Origin of the sequence: Dactylosporangium sp. NPDC005555, assembly GCF_040605635.1 — a bacterium.
Classification (GTDB): Bacteria; Actinomycetota; Actinomycetes; order Mycobacteriales; family Micromonosporaceae; genus Dactylosporangium.
In genome coordinates this window covers 44,387-65,957 of sequence record NZ_JBEXDG010000042.1, presented here as the reverse complement: position 1 = coordinate 65,957, position 21,571 = coordinate 44,387, and the positions used below count along the sequence as shown (strand labels likewise).

Sequence of the window (21,571 nt, the reverse complement as noted above, 5' to 3'; positions counted from 1 at the left end):
AAGGGTCTGATCGATGGATGGTTCGGAGCGACCGTCGACACGGGGGTGTCCGAATGATCTCGATCATCCGCGCGCAGCTGCGCTTCCGGCTGGGCCGCCAGGTCGCCACGCTCGCCGCGGTGACCGTGGCGGTGGCCAGCTTCGCGCTGCTGGCGTCGGCCTCGCGGGGATCGCAGGTGCGGGTCGACGGCACGGTCCAGGCCAACTACCGGCCCGTGTACGACATCCTGGTCCGGCCGCCCGCCGCCGACGGCGCCGGGGAACAGGCCGGCGGGCTGGTGCGCACCGACCGGGTCACCTCGACCTACGGCGGCATCACCGAGGCGCAGTGGCGGCGGATCCTCGACCTGCCCGGGGTCGCGGTGGCGGCGCCCGTGGCGATGGCCGGCTACGTCGTGCAGACGGCGGTCATCACCGTCGACCTCACCGACCACGTCGCCGCCGGCGGGCAGCGGCAGGTGCTGCGGGTGCGTCCGGTCTTCACCGGCGACCGCGGGCTGTCGAGCATCGCCGACGGACCGAAGTATCTCTACGCCACCAGGAACGCCCTGGAGTTCCTGCCGGGGGAGCCGATGGTCGAGGGCAAGATGTACGACAGCTCGCAGCTGCCGCGACCGCCGGCGATCTACGAGCACGGCGCCGGTGGGGTGACCGCGGTGTGCGAGCAGCTGACCGGGTACTTCGACGGCGTCGACCCGCTCGCGCCGCAGGACCGCACCGAGGCGGTGTGCTGGTCCGGCGACCCCGCGTCGAGCATCGAGCAGACCCCGCGGCCGCAGCTGCAGGTGCTGTTCCCGATCCCGCTGCTGCTGGCCGCGGTCGACCCGGCGCAGGAGGCGAAGCTCGACGGTCTCGACGCCGCCGTGGTCCAGGGCGGCTACTTCACGCCTGGCGACACCGCGCCGGGCATCCCGGTGCTCGCCTCCGGCAGCCTCGACCTCGACCAGCAGCTTCGCCTGGAGATCGAGCGCGTCGGCGGCGACGCGGCGGACAGGACCGGCGCCGGGATGCGGCTGGACAACGCGGTCGACTACTACGCCACCCAGCCGGCGACCCCGATCGGCGCGCGGGCCTACAGCGCCCAGGAGGTGTATCCGGCCCTGCTGCGGTCGCTCGCCGGCGGCGCTGCGGTGAGCGACTGGTGGACGACCAGCCCGATGACGCTGACCGGCGGCGCCGCCGGCGTGCTGCCCTACACCGGCGGCGAGTGGGGGCAGGTCGCGCACGACAGGCCGGCCGGCAAACCGCTGCCGATGGGCCTGGCCGACGACCCGGTCCGCACCGTCGTCCGGCACGGTCCGTCGGACTCCAGGGCCGGCGGGACGTTCCTGCGCGGCGTCGGTGTGTACGACCCGGCCGCGGTCGACGCCGGTCCCGCTCTGTCACGGCCACCCTTCGACCTGTGGGCCGTGCCCGGGGCGACCGGCGCCGACGACGCGGCCCGCACCGCCCTCGGCGACCGGCCGCTGCTGGCCGGCACCGGCTTCGCCGGCCCGCTCGGCCAGCGGCCGCACCTGCTCACCACGCTCTCGGCGCTGCCGGCGTTGCAGCGGGCGCCGTACGACAACCTCGACCCGGCGCACGGCGTCAACGCCGACGCCCCGATCTCGATGGTCCGGGTCCGTGTCGCCGGCACCGTCGGCATGGACGCGTTCTCCCAGGAACGGGTCCGGGCCGTCGCGGACCAGATCCACCTCGCCACCGGCCTGCGGGTCGACCTCACCATCGGCTCCTCCGCGGCGGCGGTGCCGCTGCGCCTGCCCGCCGGGAGGTTCGGCCGACCCGCGCTCACTGTCCGCGACGCCTGGCTGAAGCTCGGGGTCGCCACGACGATCGTGTCCGCGATCGACCGCAAGTCGCTGGTCCTGTCGATCCTCGTCCTGGTCGCCTGCGCCCTCGCGGTCGGCAACGCGACCAGCGCCGCGGTCCGCGCCAGGACCACCGAACTGGGCGTGCTCGCCTGTGTCGGCTGGCCCCGCCGGCGGCTGTTCGCCCTGGTCGCGGGGGAGGCGTGCGCGGTCGGCGCGGTCGCCGGCCTGCTGGGCGCGATCCTGGCCCTCGCGCTGTCCCGCGCGCTGGGCGTCGCGCTGGGCGCCGGGTACGCACTGCTGGCGATCCCGGCGGCGCTGCTGCTGAGCCTGCTGGCGGCGCTGCCGCCCGCGTGGCGGGCCACCCACGCCGACCCGGCCGCCGCCGTGCGCCCTGCGGTCGCGGTGGTGCGGCGCCGCCGGGTGCCGCGCCGGGTTGCCGGCCTCGCCCTCGGCAACGTCCTGCGCGCGCCCGGCCGCACCGCCGTCGGCGCGGCGAGCCTCGCGATCGGCGTGGCGTCCCTGACCCTGCTGGTGATCATCAACCTCACCTTCCGCGGTAGCGTCTCCGGCACGGTCCTGGGCGACGCCGTCACGGTGCAGGTGCAGACCACGGACTACATCGCGGCGGTCCTCACCACCCTGCTCGGCGCCGCCACGGTCGCCGACGTGCTCTACGTCAACATCCGGGAGCGGGCCGCCGAGTTCGCCCTGCTCGGCGCGGTGGGCTGGGCGGAATCGCCGCTCGTCCGCCTGGCCGCGTACGAGGCGGTGGCGCTCGGCGTCCTGGGCGCGACCACGGGCGTCGGCGCGGCGCTCGGCACCGCCGCCCTGCTCAGCTCCGACCTCACCGCCACCTCGTTCGCGGTGGCCGCCGCCGCGGCGCTCGCGGGGACGCTCCTGGCGGTGGCGGCCGCGGTCCTGCCGGTCAGGTCACTGCGCACCCTGCCGACCGCCCGGCTGCTCGCCGAAGGTTGAATCCGGGTCCATCATGGAAACATTGTTTCCCTGAGGAGGACGCTGGATGAGGTACCTGGTGGTCGGCTGCGGCAACGTCGGTATGGAGCTGGCCAGGCGGTGGACGGCGGCCGGGCACCACGTGACCGGCACGACGACCTCGCCCGGCCGGGTCGACGAGATCGCCGCGGTCTGCGCGTCGGTGGCCGTCCTGCGCGGCAGCGACCGGGCCGGGATCGAGCGGGCGGCCGCCGGCGCGGACGCGGTGGTGATCACCGTCAGCCCGCGGGTCGGCCGGGCGTTCGACGCGCGGGACCGGGTGGCCGAATACGCCGACACACTGACGGCGACGGCCCGGACCGCCGCCGACCTGCACCCGCGGGTCGTCTTCACCAGCTCGATATCGGTGTACGGCGCGGGCGCCGGCCCGCTGGTCGACGAGTCGGGCCCGCTCACGACCGACCCGGACGCCTCGCCGCGCAACTTCATCGCCGCCGAGGAGGCGGTGCTCGCGCACGCCCGCGGGGCGGTGCTGCGGATCCCCGACGTGTACGGCCATCCCCGCGACCTCGACTACCCGGCCCGGGTGCGGCTCGCCCACCGGCTGCTCGGCGGGAGCGTGCCGTTCGCGGGCGACGCGCTGCTGTACCGCATCGACTACCGCGACGCGGCGGCGGCGCTCGACTTCGTCGTGACCCGCGACCTGGCCGGGGCCTGGAACGCGGTCCCGGACGCCGCGGTCCCGCCGGCGAACCGCGCCTTCTTCGCCGCCGTGGCCGAGGCGGAGGGCCTGCCGGACCTGACCTACCGGGGCGAGATCGCGACCCCGGTCGTCCCGGTCTCCTCGGCCCGCCTGCGCGCCGAAGGCTTCACCTTCGAGCACTCCGAGGACGATTGACGACTGTAACTTTCGCGGTCCGGTGCAGGCGAACGGCGGTGCGGCGACGGCTTCGTTGCCCTGCGTGAGCGGATGATCGTAGCGTCCGCCCATCATCATGTCGTTGGGAGACAGGTACATGGGCGAATCTCAGATCGGCCGGCCGCGCGTTCGGCGGCGGCCCCTGTTCAGTATTGCCGTCGCCGCGGTGGCGAGCGTCGTCGGCGCCGTCCTCGCGGTCACGGTCACCGCCGGCCCGGCCGCCGCCGCTCCGCCGGTCGCCAGTGTCGGCGCCGGTTACGGGCACACGTGCGCGGTCGGCACCGACGCGACGCTGTGGTGCTGGGGCAGCAACTGGAGCGGCGAGCTCGGCGACGGCACCAACACGACGCGGACCACGCCGGCCAGGGTCGGGACCGCGACGAACTGGTCCCGCATCGAGGCCGGCAGCAACTACGCGTGCGCGACCCGGACCGATCGCACGCTGTGGTGCTGGGGTGGCAACCGCAGGGGGCAGCTCGGCGACGGCAGCACCACCAACCGGAACGCCCCCGTGCAGGTCGGCACCGCGACCACCTGGGCCGGTGTCAGCGCCGGCGACAGCCACACCTGCGGCGTGCGGACCGACGGCTCGCTGTGGTGCTGGGGCTTCAACCGTCTCGGGCAGCTGGGTCTGGGCACCGACGACTACTACGTGACCGCGCCGGTGCGGGTCGGCACGGCGAGCAACTGGGCGAGCGTCACCGCCGGTTACGCGCACACCTGCGGCACCCGGACCGACGGCACCCTGTGGTGCTGGGGTGACAGCTCCAGCGGGCAGATCGGCACGGGCTCGCTGAGCTACTCGACGACGCCGGCGCAGGTCGGCACCGCGACCACGTGGAGCGGCGCGACGGCCGGCTTCCTGCACACCTGCGCGGTCCGCACCGACCGGACCCTGTGGTGCTGGGGCAACAACGGCTACGGGCAGCTCGGCGCCAGCGGCACGCTGCAGAGCGCACCGGTGCAGGTCGGCAGCGTCAACACCTGGAGCGCGGTCAACGCCGGCTACGACTCGTCGTGCGCGAGCCGCACCGACGGCAGCCTCTGGTGCTGGGGCAACAACATGGCCGGCGGGCTCGGCGACGGCACGACCACCAGCCGGTCCGCCCCGACGCGGGTCGGCACCGCCACGACCTGGACGACCGGGCTCGTCGCCGGCTACCACAGCTGCGGGGTGCGCACCGACGGCGGCCTGTGGTGCTGGGGGTACAACGGGAACTCGCAGCTGGGCGACGGCACCACCACGGACCGGTCGACCCCGGCGCAGGTGAACCTGCCGGGCTGACCGCCGCCGGCGCACTGAGCGGGCATGCTCGCCCCCACGCCGGGGCGAGCATGCCCGTCCCTACATCGGGGGCAGCACAAAGCTCGCGTACGCGGAGACGTTGCCGACGCTGTCGCGGGCGCGGACGGCGTACGTCGTCGCCGCGTTCGCGAAGTGCGGGACGGTCTGGTAGAGCTGCGTCGTGGTGGTGTACGGCTGGCCGTTGACGGTGACCTCGTAGCCGGTGACGCCGAAGTTGTCCGTCGACGCCGACCACCGCAGCGTCACGCCGGTGCCGACCCCCGGCCACGTCGCCCTCGTCGCGACCACGTTGCCCGGGACCGTCGGCGCCTCGGTGTCGCTCAGGACGGTGTACGTGCAGGGATTGCCGTCGAGGCGGCAGTTCGTGGGATCCCCGGTGCCGAGGACGGCGAAGCCGGTCTCGAACCTGACCCCCGCGGTCTGCGGCGACGCCGCGGCGAACTGCGAGACCCAGTGGTTGCCGGTCCGAGTGAACGGCAGGCTGCCGAACGGGATGACGCTCGAGCCCTCGGGCAGGTCGAACTCGAGGCGGAACGCCGTGGTCGGCGCGTTGCTGGTGTATAGGACGGTGACTTTCACCCCGTAGGTCGGGGATCCGGCAGGGGAGGGTTGCCGGACCAGGGTGCCCGTCCCGGCGTAGGCGGGCGACGTGACGAAAAGGCTCGCAACGGCCGCCAGCAGGGCGGTGACGGCGACCGCCGCCCCCCGGACGGTAAGGCGCGATGAAGGCATGGCGACAGATTCAACTATTTATCTATGTCCATGAAATGGCCCGATCGGCCAGACCCGGCGGAGCATTTGCGCAACAATGCGGCCCACCCAGGCCAAACCAGGTTCAGGACCGCTGCACCACCTCGAGAAACCCACTCAGACCTGGTGCTGGTAGAGCTCGCCGAACGCCGGCGCGGTCACCCGCTCCACCTCGGCGACCGGATAGCGGGCCAGGATGCGGCCGTGCCAGCCGGCCACGAGGACCTCCAGCCCGCGCACCGCGTCGAGCGTGCCCGAGCGCAGCGAACCGCCGACGACGATCGTGGTGATCCCGGCCGGCACCCGCGCCAGGTCTGCGTCGAGCCGCACCGCGGGCCCGCCGGAACGGGCGACCACGTGCGTGGACGCCGGCCCCTGCGGTGATCCTGTCCGTCAAGACGTTATGAGCGGTCTGCCACGTGGTCCGCGAATACAGCTTGGTGGAGGAACTCGTGACAGACCCCGGCAGCCGTGACCTCGACCCGGCAGCCCCGTGGTCCGTACCCCGTCCTGCTGGAGGCAGCAGGCCGGCCGCCGCCGGGGCGGTAGCGCCGATGGGGGAGCACATCCGGATCTTGATGCTCGCCGCGAACCCGGCCGCCACCTCACGGCTCGCCCTGGACGAGGAGGCCCGGGAGATCAACGAGAAGCTCCAGCTGTCCCAGGACCGCGACACGTTCGACCTCATCACCCGCTGGGCGGTCCGCCCCGCCGACCTCCTCCAGGACCTCAACCAGTTCCGGCCGCAGATCGTGCACTTCAGCGGCCACGGCACCGCGAACGGCGAGATCGTCCTGTCGACCGGCACCGGCGGTGAGCACCGTGTCGGCACGGAGGCGCTCGCCGGACTGTTCAGGACCATGAAGGACGACGTCCGGATCGTCGTGCTCAACGCCTGCTACTCCGCTGCCCAGGCACAGGCGATCAGCCGCCACATCGACTACATCGTCGGCATGACAGCGCCCATCGACGACCGCTCCGCCGTCGTCTTCGCCGCCGCGTTCTACTCGGCCCTCGGCTTCCGTCGTACCGTCGAGGAAGCCTGCGATCAAGCGACCACGGCGCTTATGCTGCATGGCCTGCCCGACCACGCCGTCCCCGAACTCATCGTCCGACCCGGGGCCAAGACCGCAGCGTGGACCGGCGAAGTTCAGCCGGCCAAGGTCGAAGACCTCTTCTCGCCGCTGCCCGCGCCCGTGACGATTGCCTGGCGCTCGGATTTCGACCGGAGCCTGCACCGCGGCACATACACCGATCCGGCGATCGAGCTCCACGTCGTCCCCCTGGGCGCACCACCACTGTCGGCACGGATCCACGCCGGTCTCGTCGATTCACTGCCCGCACGCATCCGAGCCGTCGCTGCCGTTCCTGCCACGGAGGCGCTACAGCTGACACGCGACACCGCAGGCGCGACCGTGACCTTCGACCCGCCGCAGCAGCGCTGGAACGAGGCGCGGTCGCCGCAACTGCAGGGCCTCCGCCTCGCTGCCGACGGTCAGGTGTCGATCTGGTCGACGTTGCCCCGCGATTCGCTGAGCGCCGTCCTGGACCGCGATCATCTGCCCACGCAAATCGCTGACCTGCTACGTCTGATCGGCCGGCTGGAGTTGCTGGACGCTGAGCACATGGCTGTCGCGGCCGGTGTGCAGTCGACGCTGATGCTCTCGATCAACAGCGTCGACCGGCTCCCCCGACAGCAGGCGGGCATGTTGTCCCTGTCCGACAAGCCGATCCGCGTGGAGCCCGACGAACGCGTCTCCGCCGCTGCGCTGGCCGGCAGCGCCCCTGAGGCCGCGCGGGCACTGTCCAGGGCGATCCTCGACGCTGCCACAGTGCGGTAGGACCTGATGTCGCTGAGGCCGATCCGGTGACCGACGTGAAGGTGCTCACCGGGCTGGCACCGTCCCGCCGGTTCCGGGGCAGCGGGTTCCTGCTCACCCCGACCACGGCTATCACGGCGCACCACGTGGTGCGCGGGTTCGCGGCGGATCAGGTGACGGTGGAGCTGCCCGGCGGGGAACGGCTCGGCGCCGGGTCCGTCGAAACCGACGCGGCCCTCGACAGCGCACGCCTCGCCCTCGCCACGAACGGCGCCGGCTTCGATGTGGGTGTCCGGGCCGGGATGCCCGCGGTCGGCGTGGAATGGGTCGTGACGACCCAGCCCATCGGCAACGACGCCGTCCTGTCGGGCACCGTCGACGCGGTCGGGCACCGCATCGTCAACGCCGCCGGGCATGCCGTCACCGCCCTCCAGTTGCGGGTCGCGCAGCACCTCGGCGACTTCGGTGGCTACTCCGGCAGTGCCGTGCGGCTCCGGTCCCGGCCGGAGACGGTTCTCGGGGTGCTGTGTGAGCAGGTGCAGGCCCGCGGCCGTGGCGGCGAGGCCCGTCCGGCGACGAACGTGCTGTATGCCGTGCCACTCGCGCGGATCCTCGCCCGGTTCGGTGTCACCGTGCCCGGCGACCTGCCCGGTGACCCGCCTGGCCTGGACCGGGTGCGGCAGCTGCTCGCGGACGGCGACCCGGGCGGGGCCGAGACGGCGCTGGCCCGGACGGCGGTCACGGCGGCGGCGCACTGGTACTGGCGGGCCCGGATCGCGTTCGTCCGTCAGAACCTGGAGTCGACGTCGGCATACCTGGACCGTGGCCTCGCCCTGGACCCGCACCACCCGGCGGCACTCGCGCTGAAGATCCGGGTGCTGCTGCTGAGCAATGAGGCGACGGCCAGGTCGGCGGCGGCGGACCTGGCGAACCGCAGTACCGGAATCGACCCCGGCCTGGACATCTGGCTGGCCTGCCTGGCCGGACACGGCATGTTCGGTCCCGGGATCCGCTCCGACCACGAACTCGCCGTGCTCTGCCCGGATCAGACCTGAGGAGCGGCCCGTGAACGCGCCCGACACCCCCGCAGGCACCCGCACGGTCCTGCTGGTCATCGGCGACAGCCAGAAGCAGGACGGTGTCACCAGGACGGCCGAACTGTGGGCGGCCGCCGGTGGGCTCACGATCACGGAAACCGTCGTCTCGGACGACGACTACACCTCGATCGTGCCGGCCATTGCGCAGATCCACGAACATGTCGACAGGCAGTCGATCGACGCCGTCCTGATCGGCAACCTGCCGATCCGGCCACAGGTGCGCCAAAGGCTCCGTTACGCGGTCGAAGCCTGGACGGAGCACGGCGTCGCGGTCCACCTCGTTGGGATCGGCCCATTGACCACCATCGACGAGCAGCCAACGCTCGGGCGTCATGCCCGCCGTTTCGCGCTCTTTGCAGATCCGCCTACCAGCCCGGTGGAAGGGTCGGTCGATCGCATGGGCGCATTCGACTTTACGGACCGTCTGTCTCAGCGGATCGTCGTCGGCGACTCGCTCGGGCCTGTAAGCGCGATGCGTTCACCCCTGATGGATGGTGCCGCGTCGCCGGGGGTGCCGGTGCGGCGGCGGGAGGGGCCGTTGCCGCATGACGGGTTGTACGTGCGGCGGAACAACGCGTTCGGGACCCGGTCGACGCTCGGCATCGTGGACCTCATCGATCAAGGTGTCCTGATCGACCAGGACCAGATCCGCTTCGACGACTTCGTGGTCGCCAACACCGGCCGCATCCCGGCCCCGGAGCCGGGCTCCGCTATCGCCGTCAGCCACGGCCAGGCGCTGGTCAGCGGCGGCCGCACGGCGTACCCGGCCACGACGCACCTGCTGGAGATCGCACTGCGGGCGGCGCCCACCGCGCCGGTCGGCGTAGCGCCGGCCGAGCCGCTCCCGGTCAACTTCGTGTTCGCGGTCGACACCAGCGGCTCCATGTACGGGGAGAAGCTGGACACCGTCAAGGTCGCGATCCGGGAGCTGCACAGGCAGCTGCGCGACGTCGACGTCCTCGGCATCGTCACGTTCGACAGCGTGGCCCGCACCGCGCTGCGCGCCACCCGTAAGGCCGACCTGGACACCGACGAGCTGACCAGGATCGTCGGCGGGCTACGGCCCAGCGGGTCGACGGACCTGAACCTCGGCATCCTGTACTCCCTGGACGAGATCGCCCGGCACGGCGACGCGACCACGGTCGACTGCGTCTACGTGTTCTCCGATGGTGAGCCGACGTCCGGCGAGACGGACTGGATCAAGATCCGGGCCAACCTCGCCAGCCGGGTCCGCGGCGCCGTGACGCTGTCGTGCTTCGGGTTCGGCTCCGACGCCAGGATGCGGGAGCTGGACGCGCTCGCCGGGCTGACGGGTGGGCACTCCACGTTCGTCACGCACGCCGACGACGTACGGCTCACCCTGGCCCAGGACGTGTCCCGCCGGGACCACCTGGCGGCGATCAACATCCAGCTGAAGATCGACCTGGACCCCGCGGTCGTGCTGTGGCACGTGTACGGCCATGACCTCATCACCGATCCTGCGGCGCGGGCGGCAGTGCTCGACGACGCCTGGGCCGCGCGCGACCGCGGGCGGCGCGACCTCGGCGTCGAAGCCCTGCCGGACCTGATCGAGGACGAGGACGGGATCCGGATCTTCGCACCAGACCTGGCGTTCGGTGAGACGTACTGGATCGTGCTGGAGGTGCAGACGAGCGGGACCGACGTCGGCTCGGCCGTCGTGCAGTACCTCGACACCCTCGCCCGCGACAACCGCCGCGAGGTCATCGACCTGTCCGCCCCGGGGGCGCTGCCGGAGCAGACGGTGCTCGCCGACGGCATCGGCCTGTGGACCAGCGAGATCACCTTCTACGCACTGGACGATCTCTACGAAGGCGACCGCGAGTCGGCGACCCAGCGGCTGTCCAGGCACGCGGAGCTGCTGCGGGCGATGTACGCGAGATTCCCCGAGCCGCAGTTCCGCGACGACGGGGTGACCCTCACCAAGCTGGTGTCGCTGACCCGCAACCTCGGCATGATCCGGCGCTGGTCCGACGACGCGGTGACCGGTCGTGAAGGGTATGCCATCTTCGCCATGAACAAGTTCGGCCAGTCCCGCGGCGGCTACCACAGCACCCGCGCCTGACGCGTCACGGGGCCATCATGAGGACGTGACCTCGCCGAACGAGCGGACGGCCAGGTCGAGCAGGTCGCCGGAAGGCAGGGCAGCGGCACGGCCGAGGCGGATCGCGCGGCCGTCGCGGCGGGTGACCCGGAAGACATGGCGCTCGCCCGGGAGGAGGGTGACGAGGGCGTCGTCGACGGTGAGGTCGGGTGCCCGCAGGCCGAGCGGCGCGGCGAGCCGGTCGGCGAACACGCACACGTCGCGCAGCAGGGTCACGGCGGTGACCGTGACGTGCAGCTCGCCTCGGGTGACGGCGACGTCGACCCGGCGTTCGGGGCGAGGCGCCGCCAGGTCACGCTCGGGCCGGTAGACCCAGGTGGTCCGTACCTCGTCGACGTCGACGACGAGCAGCTCCGCGCGCGGGTCGGCGGGCCGGCCGACGGCGGGGTCGACGGGCAGCCGGACGAGCTGGCCGGCGGGGCAGGCGGGCGTGAGATGCGATCGGGCGTGCTCCGCACCGTCCAGCCCGATCCGCCGGATGAGCACCCGCGGATGCCAGTCCGCGTCGGCGTCGTTGACGAGCGCGAGCAGGAGTCCGTCGGGGCCGGCCGGGTCGTGGGTCGGGCCCGGCCGGACCGGCTGGACCGTGGCGAGGCGGGGCGCGAACGAGTGGCGCAGGGCGAACCACAGCGGCTTCTCGATCCCCGCATGATCGACGGCGGACCAGCTGATCGCGGGCCAGCAGTCGTTGAGCTGCCACACGACGACACCGCCGCAGCGGTCGCGGGAGCGGAGCCATTCCACGCCGGTGGACACGGCGCGGGCCTGGACGACCTGAGTGGCGAAGTGCCAGTCGGCGCCGGTCGCCGGGGGCGGCACGTGGGGCTGCAGGCCGCGGGTCAGCTTGTGCATGCCGTCGATCGCGCGGAGGTGGTGCCGGGTGAGCGCCGAGCCGGGCGCGGGGGTCTCACCGGACAGGACCCGTTCGAGGGTGGTCCACGCGGCGGGGCCGCACCAGCCCATCTCCGCGACGAACGCGGGGTCGTGGTCGCGGTAGTGCGCGTAGTCGGCGTCGTTCCACGGGTTCCACAGGTGGGTCGGGCCGTGGGTGTCGGCGACCGGATCCCGGTCGAGACCGCCGGACCAGGGCGAGTTCGGCAGGTACGGGCGGGTCGGGTCCAGGCGGGCCAGGACGCGGGGGAGCACGTCGAGGTAGTAGGCGGCGCCCCAGCCGCGCGTGCCGAGCTGGTCGGCCCAGCCCCAGTGGTGCCGGCCGAGGACCGTCTCGTTGCCGCCGCACCAGAGCACGAGGCTGGGGTGGGCGGACATCCGGGCGACGGCCTGCGAGGCCTCGGCGGTGACGAGCTCGACCATGTCGTCGTCCTCGCAGTACGCGGCGCAGGCGAAGAGGAAGTCGTGCCAGACCAGGACGCCGCGTTCGTCGCAGGCGTCGAGGAACTCCTCGGTGGCGAAGTGCCCGCCGCCCCAGACCCGCAGGAGGTTGGCGTTGCCGGCGACGGCCTGGTCGATGCGGGCGGCCACGCGATCGGCCGTGGCACGGCTGCTGAAGGTGTCGTCGGGGATCCAGTTGTACCCGCGGACCCGCACCGGGCGGCCGTTGACGACGAGTGCCCAGCGGGTGCCGGGCCCGTCGGGGGTCTCCTCGACGGTCACGCTGCGCAGGCCGATGCGCGCCGTGGCGGTGTCGAGCACGGCGCCGTCCTGTTCGAGCGTCACCTGGACGCGGTACAGCGGCTGCCCGCCCTGACCGATCGGCCACCAGAGCTCGGGGTCCTCGACGGGCACGGTGACGGCCGCCTCGCTGCCGGCCGGTACCGTCGCCGCCGACGCGACCAGGTGTCCCGCCGGGGACGTCAGCTCGACCCTGACGCTGCTGCCCGCCGACGCGTCGAGCAGGACGTGCGCGGTGACGTGGGCCGCCGTGTGATCCGGGGAAAGACTGACCAGCGGCCGGACGTGCTCGATGCGCCCCGTGCAGGTCTCCAGGCGGATGCCGCGCCAGATGCCGGCGGTGACGTAGTGCGGGCCCCAGTCCCAGCCGAAGTTCGCGGCGGCCTTCCGGACGTGCGCGTAGGGCTCGTCATACGGGCTGGGCAGCGGACCGTGCGCACGCTCGTGGGCGCGGGCGGCGTCCCAGGCCGAGGCGAAGCTGACCTCGACGAGGTTGATGCCGGGCTGCAGGACGTCGTCGACCCGCCACCGGTAGGTCAGGTGCTGGTCGCGCGCCGCCCCGACGTGCTGCCCGTTGACGAAGACCTCCGCGACGGTGTCCAGCCCGTCGGCGACGAGGTCGGTGCGGGCGCCCGGCGTCGGCGACCACTGCACGTGGCGGTGGTAGTGCCACTGCGAGTGGCCGACCCACGTCTGCGCCTGCTCGCCCCAGCCCACGTCCGGGTCGGCGAGGAGCCCGGCCGCGATGAGGGCGGTGTGCACCTCGCCGGGCACCTGCGCGGGGATCGTCGCCGTGCGCACGGCGTCCGGGACGGTGTCGGGGCCGGAGACCCAGGTCAGTTGCCAGGTGCCGCCGAGGTCGAGCCGGGTGGCGGCAATGGTCGTCGTCTGCGTGGTGAGTGTCATCCCTTGACCGCCCCTGCGGTGAGTGCTTCCTGCATGCGGCGGCTCGCGAGCGCGTACGTGATGTAGACCGGGAGCAGCGTCAGTACGGTGCCGGCGGTGAGGACGCCGAAGTTGGTGGAGTCGGAGATGAGCGTGGGGAGTGCGACCTGCACGGTCCGGACGCCCGGTGCGGTGCCGGTGATGGTGAGGGAGAACAGGTACTCGTTCCAGAACGTGAGCAGCTGCAGGATCGTCACGCTGACGAGGCCCGGCATCGCGATCGGGATGAACACGCTGGTCAGCAGGCGCCAGTGGCCGGCGCCGTCGAGGGCGGCGGACTCCACCAGCGCCGGCGGCACGGTGCGCATGAACTGGGTGAGCAGCAGGACCGACAGCGGCAGGGCGCTGGCCGGCAGGAAGAGCATCTGGAACTCGCGCGTGTAGAACAGGTCCAGCTTGATCGCCAGGATGACGGTGGGGATCAGCGCGGCGAACGGCGGGATGAGGAAGCCCGCCGAGAACGCCCCGGTGATGGCGCGGGAGAGGCGGTTGTCCTGGCGGGCCAGCGCGTACGCGGCGGGCAGCGCGAGCGCCAGCGTCAGCAGGATCGCCACGGCCGAGATGAGCACCGAGTTGAGCAGGGCGCCGCCGAGGTCGGCGGTGCGCCAGGCGGTGGCGAAGTTGCGCCACAGCCAGTGCGCCGGCAGCGCGAACGGCCGCGTGAAGATCTCGATGTTGGTCTTGAGCGCGCTGACGGCGAGGTAGTACAGCGGGGTGGCGAGCAGCAGCGCGTACAGCCAGGAGAGGACTGTCGCGGCCGGGCGTCTGGTGGAGGTCATCGGGCGTTCTCCCGGGGGGCGCGCAGCAGGACATGGATCAGGGCCATCCCGGCGATGCCGAGGAGGAGCAGCACCACCCCGACGACCTGGCTGTAGCCGAGGTCCCGCTGGGCGAAGGCCTTGGCGTAGACGAGGTAGGACAGGGTGGTGGAGGAGGTGCCGGGTCCGCCCTTGGTGAGCAGCAGGATGAGGGCGGCCGAGGTGAACAGCGTCCACAGGTACTGCAGCATGGTGAGCGTGCGGACGTAGTCCTTGACCATCGGGAAGGCGATCTGCCACATCGTGCGGAAGTGTCCGGCGCCGTCGACGCGGGCGGCCTCGAGGACGTCGGCGGGCAGGCTCGCCAGGCGCGCGGCGAACAGGACCGCGGTCCAGCCGACGCCGCGCCAGAGGTCGATGGCGATGAGCGCGGCCAGCGCGGTGTCCGGGTCGGCGAGCCACGCGGTGGCCCACGGGTCGAGGCCGGCGGTGCGCAGCAGGCCGTTGACGCCGCCGTCGGGCGACAGCACGCCGTAGAAGATCATGCCGGTGACGGAGATCGAGATGAGGCCGGGCGAGAAGTAGAGCACCGACAGCACGCGGTAGCCGCGGGGCCTGCTGTTGAGGTGGTACCCGAGCATGAACGCCAGCGGGATCATCACCGGGATCACGACGGCGACCTGCACGGCGCTGTTGCGCACGGCGGCGTAGAACACCGGGTCGGCGAAGACCTTGGTGAGGTTCTCCGTCCCGGCGTACGCCGGCTCGTACAGCAGCCCCTTCCACCGCAGCGCCGCGATGACGAACATGGCCGCGAGGGGGCCGACGGCGAAGACGGCGAACCACGCCAGCGACGGCACCGTCAGCCAGAGGACGCGGGGTGAGTGCAGCCCGCCGCCGCGGACCGGCCGCGCGGTGGAGGTGGAGACCATCGTGTGTTCCTTCGACTTGGCGGGAGCCGCCGGTGGTGCGGCTCCCGCGCGACCGGGGACCGTCAGCCCTTGGTGGCGGTGTCGAGGCCGGCGCAGATCTGCTGCGGCGTCGACTTGCCGTAGGCGCCGGTCAGGACCTGGACGATCCGGTCGGACGCGGCGCCGATCCAGACGTCGGGCAGGACGGCGTAGTCGACTCCCGCGTCCAGGCCGAGTGACTGCGACAGCAGCGGATTGGTGGCGTAGGAGGCGAAGTCCCCACTGGTCGGGGGCAGGATGCCGGAGTCCTTGACGAAGTCGCCGACGGTGGTGTCGGCGTAGAACTTCGTGATGAACTTCCGGAGATTGTCGATCCGGCCCGGCTCGGCGCCCCGCTTCGTGATCATGAAGCCGACGCCGGTGAAGCCGCGGAACGCGGTCGGCTTCTTGAACGTCGAGCCGCTCGGGATGGGGAACCCGCCGAGGGTCGTGCGCTTGTCGATGCCGGTGCCGGACGCGGTGGACTCGGTGTACGCCCACGACCCGGCCGGCATGATCGCGGCCTTGCCCGAGTAGTACGCCGCGTACATGCCGTCGGCGATGAGCCCGGCGGCGTTGTCGACGAACACGCCGGCGTCGCGCAGCTGGGTGAACAGCTTGATGCCTTCCAGGACCGACGGCGTGGCGCAGTAGCCGCCCTTCTGCATGACCTGCTGCATCGTCGGCGCGTCGGTGTAGGACTGGGCGACCTGGTAGAAGAACTTCTGACCGGTCCAGTCGTTGCCGCCGACGGCGAGCGGTGCGACGCCCGCCGCCCGGAGCTTCCCGGCCGCGGCGATGAGCTCGTCCGTGGTCGCCGGGATCTTGTCGACGCCGGCGTTCTTGAGCAGTTCCGTGTTGTACCAGAGTGGCCAGCTGAAACCGGAGAACGGCAGGCCCTGCAGCTTGCCGCCGGGTGCGCCGCCGACGCGCCACTCGTTGAGCGCCGCGGGTTTGAGCTTGTCGCCGAGGCCCCAGTCCTTGACGTACTGGTCGGCGGGGACGGTGACGCCGGCGTCGAGCCAGCCGAGGGTCTTGTCGAACAGGTTGACGATGACGAGGTCGGGCGACCTGCCGGCGGCCACGGCGTTCTCCACCTGGTCGTCGATGGTCTCGAGGCCCTCGGTGACGTTGACCTTGATGCCGGTCTCGGCGGTGAACGCGGCGAAGACGCGGTTCTGGGCGGCGGCGGCGGAGTTGCCGGCCGACCAGCGGGTGACGACGTCGATGGCGTCGGGGGTGCCGGTCGTCGCGTCGGAGCCGCAGGCGACGAGCGCGGGGCTGAGGGTGAGGGCGCTGACGACGAACGCGGCCACGGCGCGCACGGCCCGCGGCCTGGTGCGGTGGTCCATAGGGATTCCTTTACGACTCGGGCAGGCAAGGGGGACAGCGCGTCGACGCGACGACCGGCGCTGTGTGACAGGTGGGGAGGGGGTGTCCCGGACGGTGCTCGACACAGCGTCGCCGACCGGACCGGCGAAGTCAATAACAAAGATTTTTAATCTATGATCTGGCTCGACCGAGTCCGACCACGGAGATGCGGGTGAACGACTACCGGCTGGAGCGGCGGACCGTCAGCCTGGCCGGTGCCGCCTTCACGGTGTGCGGCTCGTCCCCGGACAGGGCCCCGGCCAGGGTGTGCCCGACCAGCTCGCCCAGCTCCTGCACGTCGTGGCTGACGGCGCTGAGCGGGGGCGCGGCCAGCTGGCACAGCGCCGAGTCGTCCCAGGCGACGAGCGACAACTCCGCCGGCACGGCCAGGCCGAGGCGGGCCGCCTCGTGCAGGGCGCCGAGCGCCATGACGTCGTTGTCGAAGACCAGCGCGGTGGGCCGCTGGTCGAGGGCCGCGAGAGCGGTGACGGCGCGCACCCCCGCCGCCTCGGAGTAGTCGCCGTCGAAGGACGTCGTGCGGATGCCGTGCTCCGCGGCGACGGTCTCGAAGGTGCGGCGCCGGATGATGGTGTGCGCCATCTGCGCCGGGCCGCCGACATGCCCGAGGTGCGTGTGACCGGCCGCGGCCAGCTCGGCGATGACGTCGCGCATGGCGACCTCGTCCTGCGTCCACACCGCCGGCAGGCCGCCGGCCGTGACCGGGTCGCCGATGACGACGCACGGCAGGCCGAGGTGCTTGACCAGCGCCACGCGCTCGTCGCCGGGCAGCAGGTCGATCAGGATGACGCCCTGCACCAGGCCGAACCGCGCCCACGCCCGCATCCGCTCGACCGCCTGCGGCACCGTGGCCACCACCTGGAGCAGCACCGGCACGCCGAGCGGGACGAGGACCCGCTCGATGCCCGCGATGAACTCGTGGAAGAACGGCTCGGCGCCGAGGACCTCCGCGTCGCGCACCAGGGCGAGGCCGACCGGCGTGCCCTTCGACACCGAGGCGGTGGGTACCGCGGCCATGAGCGCCTCCTCGTGGATTAACCTTCGTCCCCGTAACGTAGTCGTGCGACAGCGTACGGCGAGACGAGAGGCGGTTGAGCGTGGCGCGACGGGAGTCTGCGGCCGCGGGACCCGGTAGTCGTGCGCTCATCGTGGACCTCATCCGGTCCTCCGGGCCGATCAGCCGGGTGGAGCTGGTCAACGCGACGGGCCTGACCCAGCCGACGATCTCCAACATCGTGCGCCGGCTCATCGACGACGGGGTCGTGCGGGAGACCGGCGACCTGGTCGCGACCCGCGGCAAGCCCCGCTCCATGCTGGTCATCAACTCCCGGGCGGCGTACGGCGTGGGGATCCACGTCGCCGCGGACGCGCTGACGTGCGTGGTCACGGACACCCGCGGCGGGACCGTCGGTCGCCAGCTCGTCGCCACCCCCGAGGACGGCCGACCGGAAAGCCTGATGGCGCGGCTCGCCACGCTGTACCACGAGATCACCCAGGGGCTGGGTCTGCCGCCGCAGAGCGTGGCCGGCATGGCCGTCGTCGGGCCGGGGCCGGTCGACGTGCGCCGCGGCCGGTTCCTCGCACTGCCGGGACTCCTGGGCCCTCCGGGTCCGGCCGGTCTGGACCTCGCCCACGCCCTGACCGGCCGGCTCGGGGTGCCGGTGCTCGTCGACAGCGACGCCGCGGCCGCGACCGTCGGGGAGTTCTGGGGGCGGCAGGTGTCGCGGGAGCGCACCTTCGGCTGCCTGTACATGAACTCGGGCATCGGCTCGGGCGTCGTGCTCGACGGCGCCCTGCACCGGGGCGCGAGCTCCAACGCGGGCAAGCTCGGCCACCTCGCGGTTGCCCGCGACGGCGAGCGGTGCCACTGCGGCAACCGGGGCTGCCTGGAGCAGCGGGCCGCGCCGCGCGCGCTCGTCGCCCGGGCCAGGGCGGTCCCCGGGCTGGCCGACCGGCTGCGGATCGGTGCCGGCGACCCCGACGCGCGGGCGTTCGACGTGCTCGCCCGGGCCGCGATCTACGGCGACGTGCAGGCGTCCGCGCTGCTCGCCGAGTCCGCGGAGCTGCTCGCCGAAGGCGCGCTGCTGCTGGCCAACCTGTGGGACATCGACACGCTCGTGCTCGCCGGGCCAGGGTTCGCCGTCGCCGGGTCGATCTACGTCACCGAGATCCGCCGCCGGCTCGCGGAGCGGGCGTTCGCGCGGGACGTGCACGACGTGCGGGTCGACCTGTCGAGCAACCCGCGGGACTCGGCGGCGATCGGCGGGGCGGCCCTGGTGCTGCAGGGTTCTGTCGCGCCGGGGCACGGCCCGCTAGTCTCGACCATGCGCTAGCCGGCGGCATGGTTGACTGTGTCGGTCGTCCAGCTTAGATTAATAATCTAACTTTTTGATCTCCGAGGTCATCGGCGGCCTGGAGATCCCTGAACGTCATGGTCCGACCGCACCGCCACGGTCGGCTCGCCTTCGCACCCGCCAACCGCCTGAGACCTCGCCAGGCGGCGATGGCCGGCGTCCCGCACCCCGGACGGCCGTGCCACCTGTGATCGTCGCTGCCCTCTGGGCCGGCGATCACACCCGCGACTCCGCCCTCGCAAAGGACCCCCACATGAGACACAGCAGGACCCGTCCGACGACACGACTCGCGGGCGGGATGGCGGGCCTGGCGCTCGTGACCGCCGCGCTCGTGGCGCCCTCGGCCGTGGCGCACGCCGCGGCGCCGCGCAGCATCCACGTCGCCAAGAACGGCAACGACGCCAACGCCGGCACCGCCGCCGCGCCCTACCTGACCATCAACCGCGCCGCGCAGGAGGCGCAGCCGGGGGACACCGTGCTCGTGCACGCCGGGCTGTACCGCGAGACGGTCAAGCCCGCGCGGGGCGGCACCGGTGAGGCGGCCCGCATCACGTACACAAAGGCCGGCGACGGCGACGTCGTGGTCAAGGGATCCGAGGAGATCGACACCTGGGTGCGAGCCGGTGGCAACGTCTGGAGCGTCACGCTGCCCAACACCTACTTCGGCGCCTACAACCCGTACGCGACCGGCCACCCGCAGGGCGGCGGGGGAGGCACCTTCCCCGGCTACAACGCCGGCGACGTCTACCTCGACGAGCAGGCCTACTCCGAGAAGCCCGCGCTCGGCGACGTGCAGGCCGCGGCGAACACCTGGTATTCCCAGGTCGCCGGCAGCAGCACGACGGTGTGGGCGAACTTCAACGGCGCCGACCCCAACGCCAGACTGGCGGAGATCAACGTACGGCGGCAGATCTTCGCCCCGGACGCGTGGGGCCTGGGCTACATCACCGTCGACGGCCTCGTCGTGAAGCACGCCGCGAACACCTACTCGGACTTCCCGGACAGCCCGGCCCGGCGGCAGGCCGGCGCGATCAGCGTCAACGGCGGCCTGCGCTGGATCATCCAGAACAACGTCGTCGTCAACGCCCGCACCATCGGCATCGACATCGGCCTCGGCAACGACGAGTGGGCCGGCAACCGCCCCGGCACCACCCGGACGAGCTTCCGCGACACCGCCAGGTACGGCTCGCACATCGTGCGCAACAACTACATCGGCAGGTCGGGTCAGTCCGGCATCGCCGGCGTCTTCTCGTGGAACTCCGACATTCTGTACAACATGATCGAGGACACCAACTACCGCAACGAGTTCAGCGGCGCGGAGACGGCCCCGATCAAGGTGCACTACATGAACGAGGGCCTCATCAAGGGCAACTACGTCAAGAACTCCCGCGGCGGCAACTCGGCCGGCATCTGGACCGACTGGGGCAACCAGAACGTCCGCGTCACCGGCAACATCGTCATGAACAGCCCGTGGGGCTACTACGCCGAGGCGGTCCACGGCCCGATCCTGGTGGACAACAACGTCTTCATCGGCAACAGCGACATCCGCACCCTCGACGCCACCGGCATCGTCTTCGCCAACAACCTGTTCGTCGACAACGGCCGGTTCGCCATCGACGGCGGCGGCCGGGACGCCTACTACTTCCAGCCGGGCACGATGAACGAGTCGACCGCGCTCACCTCGCCGCAGAAGGACTTCTGGTACAACAACCTCGTCCAGGGCTCGACGCTGCCGGACAACGCGACCGGCAAGACGCACGTCAAGGAGGGCAACGCCACCGGCGCGCTGTCCAACGTGCGCTACACGGCGACGAACACGGCGATGTCGCTGAGCTTCGACCTCAACACCACGGGCATCGCCGGCGCGACCCCGGCGACCCGGTCCCGGGTCGGCGTCATCCCGCGCGCCAATGAGAGCATCGCCGCCGACGTGACCACCGACTTCTTCGGCGCGCAGGTCAGCACGACCAACACCCTCCCCGGCCCGTTCGCCTCCGCACGATCCGGGACCAACACGTTCACGCTGTGGCCGCCGGCCGGGCAGAGCGTGCCGGCGCCGCCCGCGCCGCCGGCCGGCGTGCCGGTGAACCTGTCGCGCAACGCCGGTGCCCGGGCCACCGCGTCCTATCAGGACGGCGCGCTCGTGGCCGCCAACGCGATCGACGGCAACGGCGCGTCCCGCTGGTCCAGTGACCACAGCAACGACAACAACGCCTGGATCTGCGTGGACCTCGGCGCCGCCTACGCCGTGTCCACTGTGGTCCTGTCCTGGGAGGCCGCGTACGCCAAGGGGTACAGGGTCCAGGTGTCGGACAACGGGACACAGTGGACGGACGTGTACTCCACGACCACCGGCGACGGCGGCAACGACACCGTGAACGTCGGCCGGGCCGCCCGCTACGTGCGGATGCAGGGGGTGACCCCGAACACCCAGTGGGGCTACTCGCTGTGGGAGTTCGAGGTGTACGGCACACCGCCGGGCGCCACCGGCCCGACGCTCTACACGGACCCGAACTACGGCGGCGCGTCGGCGTCGCTCGGCGTCGGCAGCTATGACCTGCCGCAGCTGCAGGCCGCCGGGATCGCCAACGACAGCGTCTCCTCGATCCGGGTGCCCGCCGGCTACCTGGTCACCGCGTATCTCGACGCGGACTTCAAGGGCACCGCCTGGACCATCACCGCGGACACCGCCGACCTGCGGTCCACGGGCAACAACGACGCCATCTCCTCGCTGCGCATCACCACCCGGTGAAGGACGGAACCT

The 21,571-nt window shown here is 72.2% G+C and carries 15 protein-coding genes; 8 read left to right on the top strand and 7 right to left on the bottom strand.

Going from position 1 to position 21,571, the window contains the following annotated elements:
• Positions 1 to 53 precede the first annotated feature (53 nt).
• From ABZS58_RS35245 to ABZS58_RS35235, 3 genes are all read left to right on the top strand, one after another.
• Positions 54 to 2,786 carry an ABC transporter permease gene (locus ABZS58_RS35245; protein ID WP_354787594.1) on the top strand — a complete coding sequence of 911 codons (2,733 nt, stop codon included), beginning with the start codon at positions 54 to 56 and terminating at the stop codon, positions 2,784 to 2,786.
• Between the two features lie 46 nt (positions 2,787 to 2,832).
• Positions 2,833 to 3,663: an NAD(P)H-binding protein gene (locus tag ABZS58_RS35240; RefSeq protein WP_354787593.1), complete on the top strand. Its 831-nt coding sequence runs from the start codon at positions 2,833 to 2,835 to the stop codon at positions 3,661 to 3,663.
• A gap of 118 nt (positions 3,664 to 3,781) precedes the next feature.
• Positions 3,782 to 4,969 (top strand): hypothetical protein, encoded by a 1,188-nt coding sequence (locus ABZS58_RS35235; RefSeq protein WP_354787592.1) that lies wholly within the window; start codon positions 3,782 to 3,784, stop codon positions 4,967 to 4,969.
• Between the two features lie 60 nt (positions 4,970 to 5,029).
• Here ABZS58_RS35235 and ABZS58_RS35230 read toward each other — a convergent pair whose 3' ends face one another.
• Together ABZS58_RS35230 and ABZS58_RS35225 are read right to left on the bottom strand one after the other, a co-directional pair.
• Entirely contained in the window at positions 5,030 to 5,722 is a 693-nt protein-coding gene (locus ABZS58_RS35230) for a hypothetical protein (RefSeq protein WP_354787591.1), read from the bottom strand.
• Positions 5,723 to 5,857: 135 nt separating this feature from the next.
• Positions 5,858 to 6,097, bottom strand: a complete 240-nt coding sequence (locus ABZS58_RS35225; protein WP_354787590.1) for a hypothetical protein — start codon at positions 6,095 to 6,097, stop codon at positions 5,858 to 5,860.
• 197 nt (positions 6,098 to 6,294) lie between these two features.
• Between ABZS58_RS35225 and ABZS58_RS35220 the strand changes: the two genes are divergently transcribed.
• From ABZS58_RS35220 to ABZS58_RS35210, 3 genes are read left to right on the top strand one after another with little or no spacing between them, the layout of a single operon-like run.
• Entirely contained in the window at positions 6,295 to 7,581 is a 1,287-nt protein-coding gene (locus ABZS58_RS35220; RefSeq protein ID WP_354787589.1) for a CHAT domain-containing protein, read from the top strand.
• Positions 7,582 to 7,607: 26 nt separating this feature from the next.
• Positions 7,608 to 8,615: a hypothetical protein gene (locus tag ABZS58_RS35215; RefSeq protein ID WP_354787588.1), complete on the top strand. Its 1,008-nt coding sequence runs from the start codon at positions 7,608 to 7,610 to the stop codon at positions 8,613 to 8,615.
• Positions 8,616 to 8,625: 10 nt separating this feature from the next.
• Entirely contained in the window at positions 8,626 to 10,740 is a 2,115-nt protein-coding gene (locus ABZS58_RS35210) for a VWA domain-containing protein (RefSeq protein ID WP_354787587.1), read from the top strand.
• A gap of 15 nt (positions 10,741 to 10,755) precedes the next feature.
• Here ABZS58_RS35210 and ABZS58_RS35205 read toward each other — a convergent pair whose 3' ends face one another.
• The 5 genes from ABZS58_RS35205 to ABZS58_RS35185 form a co-directional block, all read right to left on the bottom strand.
• Positions 10,756 to 13,317, bottom strand: coding sequence for a glycoside hydrolase family 2 TIM barrel-domain containing protein (locus ABZS58_RS35205; protein WP_354787586.1), 2,562 nt, complete (start codon positions 13,315 to 13,317; stop codon positions 10,756 to 10,758).
• A complete protein-coding gene (locus tag ABZS58_RS35200; RefSeq protein WP_354787585.1) occupies positions 13,314 to 14,135 on the bottom strand; it encodes a carbohydrate ABC transporter permease in 822 nt (273 codons plus the stop codon). The genes ABZS58_RS35205 and ABZS58_RS35200 overlap by 4 nt, the downstream gene beginning before the upstream one ends.
• Complete coding sequence (locus ABZS58_RS35195; RefSeq protein ID WP_354787584.1) at positions 14,132 to 15,046, bottom strand: sugar ABC transporter permease; 915 nt, start codon at positions 15,044 to 15,046, stop codon at positions 14,132 to 14,134. Before ABZS58_RS35195 ends, ABZS58_RS35200 begins: the two co-directional genes overlap by 4 nt.
• 62 nt (positions 15,047 to 15,108) lie before the next feature.
• Positions 15,109 to 16,416 carry an extracellular solute-binding protein gene (locus ABZS58_RS35190; protein ID WP_354787583.1) on the bottom strand — a complete coding sequence of 436 codons (1,308 nt, stop codon included), beginning with the start codon at positions 16,414 to 16,416 and terminating at the stop codon, positions 15,109 to 15,111.
• A 199-nt stretch (positions 16,417 to 16,615) separates the two neighbouring features.
• Positions 16,616 to 17,470 (bottom strand): LacI family DNA-binding transcriptional regulator, encoded by an 855-nt coding sequence (locus ABZS58_RS35185; protein ID WP_354787582.1) that lies wholly within the window; start codon positions 17,468 to 17,470, stop codon positions 16,616 to 16,618.
• Between the two features lie 131 nt (positions 17,471 to 17,601).
• On the opposite strand from ABZS58_RS35185, the gene ABZS58_RS35180 reads away from it, so the two are divergent.
• Both ABZS58_RS35180 and ABZS58_RS35175 read left to right on the top strand, forming a co-directional pair.
• Positions 17,602 to 18,786 carry an ROK family transcriptional regulator gene (locus ABZS58_RS35180; RefSeq protein WP_354787581.1) on the top strand — a complete coding sequence of 395 codons (1,185 nt, stop codon included), beginning with the start codon at positions 17,602 to 17,604 and terminating at the stop codon, positions 18,784 to 18,786.
• A 274-nt stretch (positions 18,787 to 19,060) separates the two neighbouring features.
• Positions 19,061 to 21,559: a discoidin domain-containing protein gene (locus tag ABZS58_RS35175; protein ID WP_354787580.1), complete on the top strand. Its 2,499-nt coding sequence runs from the start codon at positions 19,061 to 19,063 to the stop codon at positions 21,557 to 21,559.
• The last annotated feature ends 12 nt before the right edge of the window (positions 21,560 to 21,571 follow it).